The organism is Longitalea luteola (assembly GCF_017356035.1).
Lineage (GTDB): Bacteria > Bacteroidota > Bacteroidia > Chitinophagales > Chitinophagaceae > Niastella > Niastella luteola.
Genome location: NZ_JAFIQX010000002.1, coordinates 171,888 through 185,633 on the forward strand (window position 1 = coordinate 171,888; position 13,746 = coordinate 185,633).

A 13,746-nucleotide genomic window follows, 5' to 3' on the forward strand; every position below is an offset into this window, starting at 1 on the left:
TTTTGAGATTTGGAAACTTGAGATTAGGACACTTTGAGATTAGGAAAATTCAAACTTATATAAATCTCGAAATCCCAAAATCAGCAATCAGAAATCCCGAAATCAGGTTTGAACATTCAAAAGCCCGGATCGTTTAATTTAAACCTGGTCTTGCCGAAGTACACATTGGTTGCGACCAGGTGGTAAATTTGTATAGCTGGTTTTGTGCCTTTCCATCAAAGCACGAAATTTACCGGCTCCTTACCTACATTACATTATGGCTTTTAAATTACACGCTCCATATCAACCAGCCGGCGACCAGCCGGAAGCGATCCGCCAGTTGGTGGCCGGACTGCAGGATGGTGAAAAATATCAGACCCTGCTGGGGGTGACCGGCTCTGGTAAAACCTTTACTATTGCCAATGTTATCCAGCAGGTACAGAAACCTACCCTGGTGCTTACCCATAATAAAACACTGGTTGCCCAGTTATACGGCGAGTTCAAACAGTTCTTCCCCGAAAATGCCGTGGGGTATTTTGTCAGCTATTACGATTACTACCAGCCCGAGGCGTACATGCCGGTAAGCGATACTTATATTGAAAAAGACCTGAGTATCAACGAAGAACTGGACAAACTGCGCCTGCAGGCTACCACGGAACTGCTCAGCGGCCGCCGCGACATTATCGTAGTAGCTTCCGTGAGCTGTATATATGGTATCGGTAACCCCGCCGAGTTCGAGAACGGGATCATCCGCATTCACCAGGGCCAGGTAATAAGCCGCCAGGGCTTTTTGCATGCCCTCGTTAACTCGCTGTATTCGCGCAGCACCATCGATTTTAACCGGGGTAATTTCCGGGTACAGGGCGATACTGTAGATATCAACCTGCCCTACGTAGACTTCGGGTACCGCATCACTTTCTTTGGCGATGAGATCGAGACCATTGAAACACTTGATATAAAGACCGGTAAACGCATTGGGGTAGTGGAAAACGCCGCTATCTTCCCGGCCAACCTGTACCTGGCGCCTAAGGACATGATCCAACAGATCCTGGCCGAGATCCAGGATGAATGTGCCGCCCAGGTCGAGTATTTTAAAAGTGTTGGGAAGTTTATTGAAGCACAGCGCCTCAGCGAACGGGTGAACTATGATGTGGAAATGATCCGCGAGCTGGGGTATTGTAATGGGGTAGAGAACTATTCCCGGTTCTTCGACCGCCGCATTCCGGGCACCCGGCCGTTCTGTTTGCTCGATTATTTCCCTAAAGATTTTCTGTGCGTGATAGATGAAAGCCACCAGACCATTCCACAGGTGAGTGGTATGTATGGCGGCGACAGAAGCCGTAAACTGGTACTGGTAGACTATGGGTTCCGCCTGCCATCGGCGCTCGACAACAGGCCTCTGAACTTTCATGAATTTGAATCGCTCCTCGACCAAACCATCTTTGTATCAGCCACCCCCGGTGATTATGAACTGGAAAAAACCGATGGTATAGTAGTGGAACAGGTGGTAAGGCCCACCGGTTTGCTTGACCCGCCCATTGAAATTCGTCCCAGCGTGAACCAGATCGATGACCTGCTCGATGAGATTGATAAACGCGTTAAAAAAGGCGACCGGGTACTGGTAACCACGCTCACAAAACGCATGGCGGAAGAAATGGACAAGTACCTGCACCGCATCAATATAAAATCAAAATACATTCACAGTGAGGTAGATACGCTGGAACGTGTTGAAATATTACGCCAGCTGCGTTTAGGCGAAATAGATGTACTGGTAGGCGTAAACTTGTTGCGCGAAGGCCTCGATCTGCCCGAAGTATCCCTGGTGGCCATCCTGGATGCTGATAAAGAAGGGTTTTTGCGTAATGAAAAATCTTTGACCCAGACAGCCGGCCGAGCAGCGCGTAATGTTGACGGACTGGTGATCTTTTACGCCGACAACATGACCGAAAGCATGCAGCGCACGATCGATGAGACCAACCGCCGCCGCGAAAAACAAATTGCCCATAATACGCTTCATGGCATTGTTCCAAAAACAGTTAAAAAATCACGCGACCAGGTGTTTGCACAGACTTCAGTGCTCGATATTAAAGGCTATGATCCTGCCAATCCATATGCAATAGCACCAAGCGACGACCTGGTAACCACCGCAGCCGAAGAACAGGTAGTTTACCAAACCATTCCGCAAATGGAAAAAGCCATTGCCAAAACCAAAAAGGAAATGGAGAAAGCAGCGCGCGACCTCGACTTTATGGAAGCAGCCCGATTACGCGATGAAATGTTCAACCTGCAAAAACAACTGCAGGAAATGAAAGGTTAGGCGTTATGAAAAAACAATGTGTATAATATAATATTATCCACACATCCCCGTTTTTAGCACGTTCGAATGTAACCCCTAAACCCAACGCCTTATTCTATCAAAAGCCGTCGCTCATTCCTGTTACAACGGCTTTCAGGATACATCAAATAATTCTTCATACACCTGCCATAGGTGGGAAGACTCCAATATTAGGTTAATTAGCCATCGGGATTATAACCGGTATAACTATCGGGCCGATGGGCTAATTAACCAATTTTTTTAGCATCATAGTTCCTAACTTCGGGCATCGTGAAAAATAATTGGAGGAACCCATATGGAGAATCAATCAACTGATAAGAAAGTCTTTTTGCTCGATGCCATGGCACTTATTTTCCGTGCCTATTATGCCCTTATCCGCAACCCACGCATAACCTCAAAAGGGAAGAACACCAACGCACAATTTGGTTTTATCAATACCCTGCTCGACCTCATCAACAACCAGAAGCCTACGCATATGGCTGTTTGTTTTGATACGCAGGCGCCTACGGAACGGCATACGGAGTTTACCGATTATAAAGCCAACCGGCAGGATGCTCCCGAAGACCTCCTGGCCGCCATTCCCGATATTAAAAAACTGATCCGCGGTTTTAACATTCCGGTGCTCGAAGTGGATGGCTATGAAGCCGATGATGTTATTGGCACCCTGAGTAAAAAAGGTGCAGCAGCCGGTTATGTGGTATACATGGTAACACCCGATAAAGACTATGGTCAGCTGGTGGATGGCAATATCAAGATCTACAAACCCGGTTACCAGGGCAGTGATGCCGAGATCCTTGGCGCCAAAGAAGTATGTGAAAAATGGAACATCAAAGAAGTGCACCAGGTGGTTGACATTTTGGGCCTGATGGGCGATGCCGTAGACAATATTCCCGGGATAGCCGGCGTGGGAGAAAAAACAGCGGCGAAACTGTTGAATGAATATGGCACCCTCGAAAATGTGCTGGAGAATGCAGACAAAATAAAAGGCGCCCTGGGCGAAAAAGTTCGAAATGGCAAAAATGCCGCCATCCTATCTAAAAAACTGGCCACCATCATTACCGATGTACCCATAGAATTTCATGAAGAAAATTTCCGGTTAAAAGAATGGAACCGGGACCTGCTGAAAGAGATCTTTATTGAGTTGGAGTTCAAGACGGTCGCCAAACGTATTCTGGGCGAAGAAATCTCCATCGTTCCGGGCGCCCAGCCCCAGGGTGTGCAAACCGATCTGTTTGGCAATGCTGTGGAAACAGGTAAAGCAGAAACCAGAACAAAGAAACAGGAAGCAGCGGCTGCGGATGAAGATCGCGCGGAGGATGGCGATATAATGCCGGCAGGAAAGAACATTCGTAATACCCCGCACCAATACCGTACATTGCAGGAAGTAGATGCCATTGAAAGCCTCGTAAAAGAATTACTCGAAGAAAAAGAGATCTGTTTTGATACGGAAACAACCGGCATGGATGCCAATGATGTGGAGCTGGTAGGCATGAGCTTTTCCTTCAAACCGGGCGAAGCATATTATATTCCCTGCCCCGCTGATCAGGAAGCCACCAAAAAGATCTTAAAGCATTTTGAACCCGTCTTCAATAGAAAAGATGTACTGTGGATTGGCCAGAACCTGAAATACGACATGCTTGTATTGAAATGGTATGGTTATGAATTACAGGGAGAAACCTTTGATACCATGCTCGCGCATTACGTGATTGAACCCGACGGCAAACGGAGTATGGATATGCTCAGCGCCCGTTTCCTGGGTTATGAACCGGTGCATATTGAAGAGCTCATTGGCAAAAAAGGTAAGAACCAGCTGAACATGCGGGAGGTACCCATTGACAAGATCAGCGACTATGCCGCAGAAGACGCCGACATTACTTTACAGCTGAAGCAGGTATTGACGCCCTTATTAAAAAGCCGCGAAGTAGAAAAAGTATTTCAAGAAGTAGAAAATCCCCTCGCGAAAGTATTGATGGATATGGAATATGAGGGGGTAAAAGTTGATGTGGATTTTCTGCGCGAATACTCAAAAGAGCTGGAACGTGAAGCAGCCCTTGCTGAAGACCGGGTGTATGAACAGGCAGGTATTAAGTTCAACCTCGCATCTCCCCGGCAGTTAGGAGAAGTACTGTTCGAAAAGCTGAAGCTGGACCCGAAAGCAAAGAAAACCAAAACAGGCCAGTATGCTACGGGCGAAGATGTGTTGATGAAACTGGCGCACCAGAACAAGATCGTGGAAGATATCCTGGTGTTCCGTGAATTGACCAAACTTAAATCGACATACGTAGACAGCTTACCCGAACTGATCAATCGCAAGACCGGCCGCGTGCATACGTCCTATGCACAGTCAGTTGCCGTTACGGGTAGGTTGGCAAGTAACAATCCCAATCTGCAAAACATCCCTATTCGTACAGAACGGGGCCGTGAGATCCGGAAAGCATTTATTCCCCGCGATACTAACCGCGTGTTGATCTCTGCCGACTATTCACAAATTGAATTACGTATTGTGGCCGCCATCAGCGGTGATCCCGCCATGTGTGAAGCCTTTAAAAAGGGAGTGGATATTCATACCGCCACGGCCGCCAAAGTATATGGAGTAGAAGAATCAGCCGTGACGAAAGAGCAACGCTACAAAGCCAAGAGCGTGAACTTTGGGATTATTTACGGACAGGGTGCGTTTGGCCTGGCCGATAACCTCGGCATCAGCCGGACGGAAGCCAAGGAGATCATCGACAATTATAAAAAGCAGTTCTTCGGCATTCAGAAGTACATGGATGATACCATCAACTTCGCCCGCGAAAATGGTTTTGTGCAAACGATCATGGGACGCAAACGCTGGCTGCGCGACATCAACTCTTCCAACTTTACCGTACGCGGATTCGCCGAGCGAAATGCCATCAATTCACCGATCCAGGGAACGGCGGCAGATATGATCAAACTGGCCATGGTGAGCATCTATCATGAATTCCGCAAGCATAAGTTTGAATCCAGAATGATCTTACAGGTGCATGACGAGTTGGTTTTTGATGCCGTGAAAGAAGAAGTGGAGACCATCAAACCCATTATACTCGATTGCATGCGCCGGGCGCTGCCGTTACCAAACGAAGTGCCTGTTGAAGCAGAAGTAGGATCAGGCATCAACTGGCTCGAAGCGCACTAAATCCGTAAGTCTGCCATTTAAGTGTGCCATCCGCCGGCTGGCGGATGGCACACTTACCAAAAAAGATACATATATGCAACTACCTATCTTATCTTATGGCCACTCCGTACTGAGAGAAAAATGCCAGGACATTGAAGCCGGTTACCCTGAACTTCAAAAACTGATTGACAATATGTGGGAAACAATGTACGGCGCCAATGGTTGCGGACTGGCGGCCCCGCAGGTAAATGTACCCGTTCGTTTGTTCCTGGTGGACAGCAAAACAACTTATGATAAAATGGAGGACGGAGAAAGGGAAGATTATTTTCACCCGGAAGATACCGGTATTGTAGAAACATTTATAAACGCTGCCATCGTTGAAGAATCAGAAGAGACCTGGATCGATGAAGAAGGTTGCCTGAGTATACCGGCGCTGTCGGGGCGCGTAAACCGGCCGTGGAGCATTACGATAGAATATGTGAACCGTGCGTTTGAACCGCAAAAAAAGACGTTTTATGGCGTTACAGCCCGCATGATACAACATGAATATGACCATACCGAAGGCGTCCTCTACCTTGACTACCTGAAACCGCTCACCCGTAAATTATTACAGGGAAAGCTCGAGAAGATCGCCAAAGGACAGATCAAAGCAAAGTACCCGATGAAGTTTGCAAAATGAGTTACTGGTTCTGCTGAGGTAATGGTTGCAGCATCGATGCCACTTTATTCCAGATATCGCGGGCAATGAGGTCAGGCGTGCGGTTACCGTCAACTGTAAAAATATGCTCGACCGGTCTCAACTTGTCAAACGCCTCCAGATACTTGGCACGCACCAGTTGCAGGTTCTCCAGGGTTTCGAACAGTTCGATATTATCCCGGTTGCTGTGCAGGCGTTGCATACTTATTTCAGGAGAAACATCAATGAAGATATTGACATCGGGCCGCAGGATCTCAGCGCTCATGGCATTGGCCTGGATCACCCAATCCATGTTCATATGCGCACCCTGGTAGGCGTAAGAAGAAAAACAGTACCGGTCGCAGATCACCGTGTAGCCCTCTTCGAGTTTTTTTACAATACCATAGGTTTCGTTCAACAAATGATCTAACCGGTCTGCAACGAATAAACCGGCAATGACGCGGTGATCGGCTTTGGCATTGCCCTTCAGAATATCCCTGATCAATTTGCCAATGGTATTGTCGGTAGGCTCAAAAGTGCTGTACACTTTATGTCCCTGACTGGCCAATTGTTCTGTCAATCGTTTGGTCTGGGTGCTTTTTCCGCTACCATCAATTCCTTCCAGGGCAATAAACAGGTTGTTCCGCTTTTTCATAACGCGCTCAAAAATACAGGTAAAAGGTTATATGACAGTTATAGAATAAACGCCTTGTTAAAAACTGATTAATTGTCAATGAAAAAAGGGGCCTTTAACAGTTGTTTTGTCTAATATTTTGTCAAAGTGGAGATATTTACCAAACCTTACTAAAAACTGCCGTCTAATGGTAGTAACTTAATGGAAGATTTCCGGCGTTATGAACTTTTCTAAAACAATAAACTTCCCTATATGAAGATCTTTACACTGGTGGCGGTATTGCTGGGTAGTATGCTTACACACCTGGTGATGGCCCAGGAGAACTGGCCTAAAACAGCAACCACTGCAGAAGGAGCCATCATTAAACTGTATCAATGGCAACCTGATTCCTTCGCTGATAACTCCTTAAAAGCGCATGCTGCCATCTCGGTACTGGAAAGTGGCAAATCGGAGCCGGTCTTTGGCGTAGCCTGGTTGAAAGCCACCACGGTCACCGAGGGTTCACAGGTACAGGTTCAATCCATCTACATCACGAATATCAAACTCCCTGGCGAAACTAATGACGATAAACTGGAAGGAATAGCCAGCACCCTGGAGGAAAAAGTCTCCGCCTGGAACATTTCTTTTCCTTTAAATGAATTGCAACAGTCGATCGATCTGAACAAACAGCAGACCGCCCTGGCCAGTCAGATCCGCAACACGCCACCCAAAGTCATTTATACCAATGTACCATCCATCCTGGTTTCCATCGATGGCACCCCAAAGCTGCAATCAAATAAAGAATGGGGTGTTGAAGCAGTGGTGAATACCCCTTTCGTTCTGGTAAAGAACCGCGACGACCGCTTTTACCTGTACGGGGGAAAACACTGGTACACAGCGCCTGCCGCTACGGGACCTTTTAAACTGATCACCGACATACCTTCCAACCTGCAAAAAATAGAGTCTGCCATTAAGGAAGCCGATAAGAAAAATCCCGCTCAGGGAAAAGAGACCGACGCCAATACCATTTACAATATTGTAGTGACCACTGAACCGGCAGAACTCATCCAGTCGAAAGGGGAAGCGAATTTTGCGCCGGTACAGGGCACCGGGTTGCTGTATGTGTCCAATTCTGAGAACGACATTTTCATGGACATCAATACACAACAATATTATGTGCTGCTGTCAGGCCGCTGGTACCGTTCAAAAACCCTGAGTGGTAACTGGGAATACGTGGCGGCAGATCAACTGCCGGCCGACTTTGCGGAGATCCCCAAAGGATCGCCTAAGGACAATGTGCTGGCCAGTGTAGCAGGAACCGAAGAAGCGAATGATGCCATTGCCGATGCACAGGTTCCACAGACAGCTAAAGTTGAACGCAGTAAGGTACGTGCCGATGTGGATTACGATGGGGATCCTGCCTGGGAAGCGATCGAAGGAACCGACATGTATTATGCCACCAACTCACCGGTATCGGTCATCCGCTGGCGGGGCAGGTACTATTGTGTTGATAATGGTATCTGGTTCGAATCATACAATGCAGTAGGGCCCTGGTCGGTGTGTGTAAACCGTCCTTATGCAGTGGCTCTTATTCCACCCCGCTACCCGGTGTACTACATGAAATATGTTTACATCTACGATGTAACGCCTGACTACGTGTACATGGGTTATACGCCCGGTTATCTGAATGCGTATGTATATGGGCCTACCGTTGTATATGGAACCGGTTATTACTACCGGCCCTGGTTTGGTCATTACTATTATCCCCGTCCCTATACCTGGGGCTTTGGCATCCGGTACAATCCCTGGTTTGGCTGGGGCTTCGGTGTAGGATTTGGTTACGACTGGTTCAACGTTAGTATCGGTTTCGGAAATCCCTGGGGCTATTGGGGCCATGGCGGCTGGTGGGGACCACGGGTTTACCGCCCCTGCTACTACGGGCCGTCCTATTACTACCGCGGCGGATACTATGGCTACAACAGCTACCGCTCGTATCGCCAATACAATAATGTAACTGTTGTAAATAACTATTATGTTAACAACAATATATACCGTAACAGAAGCGGCATTGTAACCAGGAACGTTACGCGCAGCTATGATCCTTACAGAGGTGGACGTTATGATGGCAGCCGCTCTAATTTTGCAAACAACAGACGCATCAGCAGTGACTATCGGGGCGGAGACAGAGGTCAACGCTTTGATGCAGAAGGAAGAAGCGTAAGTCCACGGAACGGCTCATTCGACCGCGATCGTTTTAACCGCGACGAAAACAGGACCGTCATCAGGAACTGGGAAAATGATAACAGAACCTGGAACCGGCCCGACAATAACAACAGGACCAGTGTGCAGGAGCAGAACCGCGAAAGATTCACAAATCCTGAAAACAGAACTGTCATCAGGAACTGGGAACAGTCAGACAATGATAACCGCACCTGGAACCGGCCCGACAATGACAACAGGCTCAGTCCTCGCGAGCAAAACCGAGAAAGATTTGGTGCGCAGTCCTATGGTAACAGAAACAGGGATGACTATAATGACATGCCTCGCGAAAGCCGCATCATACAACCACAAAACCGTCAGCCGAGAAGTTTTGAACCAAATATTAATCGCCCACAAGCGCGCAGTTATGAACCATCTTCCGGCAACAGGGGTAACTTTGGAGGTAACCGGGGTTTTGAACCCGGAAGCCGGCCAGGTATGTCGCAAGGGAACATTTCTACGCCGCGTATGAATAACGGTGGCGGCAATGGCGGCGGAGGTTCAAGGCCATATATGGGTGGTAACAACGGCGGAGGCGGTGGTTCTTCCAACGGCATGCCATCCCGCATAAGAAGAGGATAACTACCACAAACTTGTATAGCTGATTGATAATCCTCCCGGTACAAACCGGGGGGATTTTTTTGTGTTGCCAACATTCCGCCTGAATGGCGCAACACCAAAGATTTTTTTGGAAGCATTGATTTTTAAATGATTGCTGCAGGATTTTTATGTAAACATTTCAGTTTTACAGAAATATTTTTGATCTTTCGGCGTTCTTTTTTACAGAAACTCGTTTCTGTAATTATACCCTTAATCTTATACTATGAAACGAATTTTAGCGTCCTGCATCATTTGCTTTTTATTTATTGCCACCCTGTACGCACAATACGACACTTCACAATTTACCGGTGTGTGGATCCTGCAATCTGTTAAGTTCAAAAGACCCGTTGATCTCAATAAAGATGGATATCGATCTTCAGACGCCTTCTGGGAATTTGACGAATGCAGAAAAGATCAGCAGTTAGAACTGCTTCCCGACTATAACGCGAAAACCTATTATGGTTGTAACAGATCCGGCTGCACCAATGAAATAAAACAATACAGGTGGAACCTGAAAGAAGAACTGGTTAAAGAAGTGAAGTATGAATTAGGAAAAAGAGTGGTGGATGAAAGAAGACCAACTTTACTTAAGTTAAATGAACCAACCGGCAATGATGCAAAAGTATTTGTGGTGATCGGTGTCGACGAAAATAATCTTACGCTGAAAGGACTGGTTAGAACCGGCAAGAATACAACGGAAGAAGCGATCATGATCTACCGCAAGCGGAAAAAATAACCGGCGGAAAATTATAATTCGATCACTATCGTAAACGGCTATCTGTGATGTACATAGATAGCCGTTTTTAATTTGATATTAAAAGGATGCTGTAATTTCACAGTATTATGAAGCCTGTGATCGTATATTGTTATGACGCTTACTGCAACTGGTGTTACGGATTCAGTCCGGTTATGGAACAAATTGCCAAGGACTTTACCGACAAAGCACAATTCGAAGTGCTTTCAGGTGGTATGATCCTGCCCGAATCACCGAAACCAATAAGTGTGATGGCCGATTACTTTGTAAATAATTGTGCAACAGTTTCAGCGCATACAGGAGCCGCATTCGGCGAAGACTTTCTATGGCATATTAAAAATCCTGAGCTGAGCGATTGGTTCCCCAACTCCGAAAAACCGGCTATTGCCTTATGTATATTTAAAGACTATCACCCTGACAGGCAGGTGGCATTCGCTGCAGACCTGCAATATGCCTTACAGTACGAAGGCCGCGATCTGTGTGATAACGAAGCATACCGGCATTTACTGGAGAAATATACCATTCCGGCCGATGAATTTTATACCCTGCTGAACGATCCTTCCTATAAGGAAAAAGCGTATCATGAGTTCAGTGTGTGCCGCCGACTGCAGATAACCGGTTACCCGGCAGTATTATTGCAGGTAAATGAATCGAAGTTCATGATGCTGTCATCGGGTTATACAACTTATGAGCTATTGCGTGAACGGATCCTGAATGCATTGCAGGGATCACAGGCTTAATTATAAAATCATTCATAATGATCGTTACAATAACAATGAACCCGGCAGTTGATAAAAGCACCGTTGTAGACAAGCTGGTGCCGGAGAAAAAAATGCGTTGTGGTGAGCTCATTACAGAAGCGGGTGGTGGCGGCATTAACATCAGTAAAGCTATTAAAGAACTGGGCGGAGAGTCTCTGGCTGTATTTCCTTCCGGTGGAATCAATGGGAAACTGATCGAGAACTATCTTAGTGAACGGCAGATCAGTTTTAAAGGCATTCCCGTGAAACAGGAGACCCGTGAGAATATTGTAGTTCGGGAAACCAGTACTAATTCTCAATACCGTTTTGTAATGCCCGGCGCTTCGCTTTCGGAAGAAGAAGCCCAGGCCTGCTTTGAACTGCTGCAGCAATTGCAGCCCAGGCCAACCTGTATCGTTGCCAGCGGCAGCCTGCCGCCCGGTTTACCCGAAAACTTTTTCGGCCAGCTGGCCAAAGTGGTCAGAAAACTGAACGCGAGATACATTATCGATACTTCGGGCAAGCCATTGCAACTGGCGGCCAAAGAAGGCGTGTTCCTGTTAAAACCCAATCTGGGAGAGCTTTGTGCGCTGGTAGGTAAAGAGCATCTGGATGTAAATGAAGTGGATGATGCGGCCATGGAAGTGATCAAAGAAGGCCGTTGCGAGGTAATGGTGGTTTCGCTGGGACCCTCCGGCGCCCTGATGGTTACCCGCGACGGCTGTGAACATGTTCCAACCCCTACCGTGCAAAAACAAAGCACCGTGGGCGCCGGCGATAGTATGGTGGCCGGCATGTTATGGATGCTGGAACAGGGAAGTTCATTGTCTGAAATGGTGCGCTTTGGCGTGGCCTGCGGAACGGCAGCTACCATGAATCCCGGCACGCAATTGTTTAAGAAGCAGGATGTGTACCGCCTGTACGACTGGATCAATAAATATGCCGATAAGTATAAAATGAAGCTTGATTGAAGGGGCAGTGGAGTTCGCACCGGGCTATCGCATTTGGTAGTGGGCGGTCCTCGCCCGTCTCAGGCGCAGGGTAGCGGTGCAATGGAGCCGGCCGAAATTCGCTATTAACTTGAACCATCTTGAGCCCATTGACGATTGTCGATTGTCGATTCATGATTGACGAAGATGAGAACTCATTCACTTAAGAAATAAAGCAGTGAACTGTGAACTTTAAACTTTGAACTTTAAACTGTGAACTGTTTTTTACCATCGGTTTTTCATTTTTGCCAAATGCCCCTAATTTGGTAAAAATTCCATGCATGAAGAAGCAGTTTATCCTTGCCGGTGCCTTATTGAGCCTGTACACAGCCAGCGCGCAAACCGCGCATATGGATTTTGAAAAATATTCTCCCACCTCCACACTGGTAGTACCGGAGCATAAAGTGACCCGTGCCCGTTTTCCGTTTATAGATGTGCACAATCACCAGCGCAGTATGTCGGCAGGCGATCTCAAAAGCCTGGAAAAAGAAATGGATAAACTGAATATGGCGGTAATGGTGAACCTCAGCGGCGATAACGGCAACAGACTGCAAAGTAAGATCGACAATATCCGCGCTGCCAGTCCCAAACGATTTATTGTTTTTGCCAATGTTAATTTTAGTGGCATCGGTGAACCCGGCTGGACTGAAAAAGCAGTAAAGCAACTGGAAGAAGATGTAAAGTATGGAGCCAACGGATTGAAAGTATTTAAAAACCTGGGACTTTCTGTAAAAGACAATACCGGCAAAAGAGTAACAGTCGATGACCCACGGCTCGATCCCATCTGGGCGAAATGCGGTGAATTAAAAATTCCGGTACTGATCCATACGGCCGACCCCAAACCTTTTTGGGATCCGGAAGACGAGCACAACGAACGCTGGCTGGAGATCGCTTCGCATCCCGGCCGCAAAAGAAGTGATAACGATCCTGCGCCCTGGGAGGTTTTGATCGAAGAACAACACCGCATGTTCAGAAAACATCTCCGCACCACCTTCATCGCGGCCCATTTTGGCTGGTATCCGAATAATCTGCCAAAGCTGGGAAATTTGTTAGATGAAATGCCGAATGTGGTGGTAGAATTTGGCGCCGTGATTGCAGAGTTGGGCCGCCAGCCCCGGATGGCGCGGCAGTTCTTTGAGAAATACCAGGATCGCATTTTATTTGGAAAGGACAGCTGGGTGCCGGAAGAATACGCCACCTATTTCAGGGTGCTGGAAACGGAAGATGAATATTTCCCTTATCATAAAAAATACCATGCGTTCTGGGCGATGTACGGCATGGGACTTCCTGATGCCATCCTGAAAAAAATATATTACAAGAACGCCCTGCGCATTATTCCGAATATTGATAAGTCGCAGTTCCCCACGGACTAAAATCTAAATTTCTGATTTCGAGATTTTGAGATTTCGAGATTTATAAAAAGGTTTCACCCTGAGCAAATCATATATCTCGAAATCAGAAACCGTCAATTTCTTCGATTACTGGTTGTCGTGCAAATAACACATTCATGTCCGTTAGCCCTGCAACAGGCATTGTTTCTTCTCATATCCAGTGTTTCAAATACTTTATTGAAGGGGTATTGACTGTAGCGGCTTTTCGTCCGGTTGCAATCCCGCTTCATCCTGCTATTAGTTGATATTGATCAGTTTTTACATTGGCGCTTTT

9 protein-coding genes are annotated in these 13,746 nt (G+C 47.0%); 8 read left to right on the top strand and 1 reads right to left on the bottom strand.

Annotation, left to right across the window (positions count from 1 at the left end; all coding sequences use genetic code 11):
- The first annotated feature begins 256 nt into the window (after positions 1 to 256).
- The 3 genes from uvrB (at position 257) to def (ending at position 6,129) form a co-directional block, all read left to right on the top strand.
- Positions 257 to 2,296, top strand: coding sequence for an excinuclease ABC subunit UvrB (gene uvrB, locus JUB15_RS04850; RefSeq protein ID WP_207511205.1), 2,040 nt, complete (start codon positions 257 to 259; stop codon positions 2,294 to 2,296).
- 313 nt (positions 2,297 to 2,609) lie between these two features.
- Positions 2,610 to 5,471, top strand: coding sequence for a DNA polymerase I (polA, locus tag JUB15_RS04855; RefSeq protein WP_207511206.1), 2,862 nt, complete (start codon positions 2,610 to 2,612; stop codon positions 5,469 to 5,471).
- Between the two features lie 73 nt (positions 5,472 to 5,544).
- The gene (gene def, locus JUB15_RS04860; protein WP_207511207.1) at positions 5,545 to 6,129 is read left to right on the top strand and encodes a peptide deformylase; all 585 of its coding nucleotides are present in this window, start codon (positions 5,545 to 5,547) and stop codon (positions 6,127 to 6,129) included.
- A gap of 1 nt (position 6,130) precedes the next feature.
- On the opposite strand, the gene tmk is transcribed toward def, so the two are convergent.
- Positions 6,131 to 6,781: a dTMP kinase gene (tmk, locus tag JUB15_RS04865; RefSeq protein ID WP_207511208.1), complete on the bottom strand. Its 651-nt coding sequence runs from the start codon at positions 6,779 to 6,781 to the stop codon at positions 6,131 to 6,133.
- Positions 6,782 to 7,012: 231 nt separating this feature from the next.
- Between tmk and JUB15_RS04870 the strand changes: the two genes are divergently transcribed.
- The 5 genes from JUB15_RS04870 (at position 7,013) to JUB15_RS04890 (ending at position 13,454) form a co-directional block, all read left to right on the top strand.
- The gene (locus JUB15_RS04870) at positions 7,013 to 9,580 is read left to right on the top strand and encodes a hypothetical protein (RefSeq protein WP_207511209.1); all 2,568 of its coding nucleotides are present in this window, start codon (positions 7,013 to 7,015) and stop codon (positions 9,578 to 9,580) included.
- Between the two features lie 241 nt (positions 9,581 to 9,821).
- Positions 9,822 to 10,334 (top strand): hypothetical protein, encoded by a 513-nt coding sequence (locus tag JUB15_RS04875; protein WP_207511210.1) that lies wholly within the window; start codon positions 9,822 to 9,824, stop codon positions 10,332 to 10,334.
- Positions 10,335 to 10,441: 107 nt separating this feature from the next.
- On the top strand, positions 10,442 to 11,092 hold the full coding sequence (locus tag JUB15_RS04880; RefSeq protein ID WP_207511211.1) for a DsbA family protein: 651 nt from the start codon (positions 10,442 to 10,444) through the stop codon (positions 11,090 to 11,092).
- Between the two features lie 17 nt (positions 11,093 to 11,109).
- Entirely contained in the window at positions 11,110 to 12,063 is a 954-nt protein-coding gene (locus JUB15_RS04885; RefSeq protein ID WP_207511212.1) for a 1-phosphofructokinase family hexose kinase, read from the top strand.
- A gap of 299 nt (positions 12,064 to 12,362) precedes the next feature.
- Positions 12,363 to 13,454, top strand: a complete 1,092-nt coding sequence (locus JUB15_RS04890; RefSeq protein WP_207511213.1) for an amidohydrolase family protein — start codon at positions 12,363 to 12,365, stop codon at positions 13,452 to 13,454.
- Positions 13,455 to 13,746: the final 292 nt, after the last annotated feature.

Excerpts from the sequence above, each read along its gene's own strand:
- uvrB (WP_207511205.1), top strand. The coding sequence starts at position 257 with ATGGCTTTTAAATTACACGCTCCATATCAACCAGCCGGCGACCAGCCG.
- polA (WP_207511206.1), top strand. The coding sequence starts at position 2,610 with ATGGAGAATCAATCAACTGATAAGAAAGTCTTTTTGCTCGATGCCATG.
- def (WP_207511207.1), top strand. The coding sequence starts at position 5,545 with ATGCAACTACCTATCTTATCTTATGGCCACTCCGTACTGAGAGAAAAA.
- tmk (WP_207511208.1), bottom strand. The coding sequence starts at position 6,781 with ATGAAAAAGCGGAACAACCTGTTTATTGCCCTGGAAGGAATTGATGGT.
- JUB15_RS04870 (WP_207511209.1), top strand. The coding sequence starts at position 7,013 with ATGAAGATCTTTACACTGGTGGCGGTATTGCTGGGTAGTATGCTTACA.
- JUB15_RS04875 (WP_207511210.1), top strand. The coding sequence starts at position 9,822 with ATGAAACGAATTTTAGCGTCCTGCATCATTTGCTTTTTATTTATTGCC.
- JUB15_RS04880 (WP_207511211.1), top strand. The coding sequence starts at position 10,442 with ATGAAGCCTGTGATCGTATATTGTTATGACGCTTACTGCAACTGGTGT.
- JUB15_RS04885 (WP_207511212.1), top strand. The coding sequence starts at position 11,110 with ATGATCGTTACAATAACAATGAACCCGGCAGTTGATAAAAGCACCGTT.
- JUB15_RS04890 (WP_207511213.1), top strand. The coding sequence starts at position 12,363 with ATGAAGAAGCAGTTTATCCTTGCCGGTGCCTTATTGAGCCTGTACACA.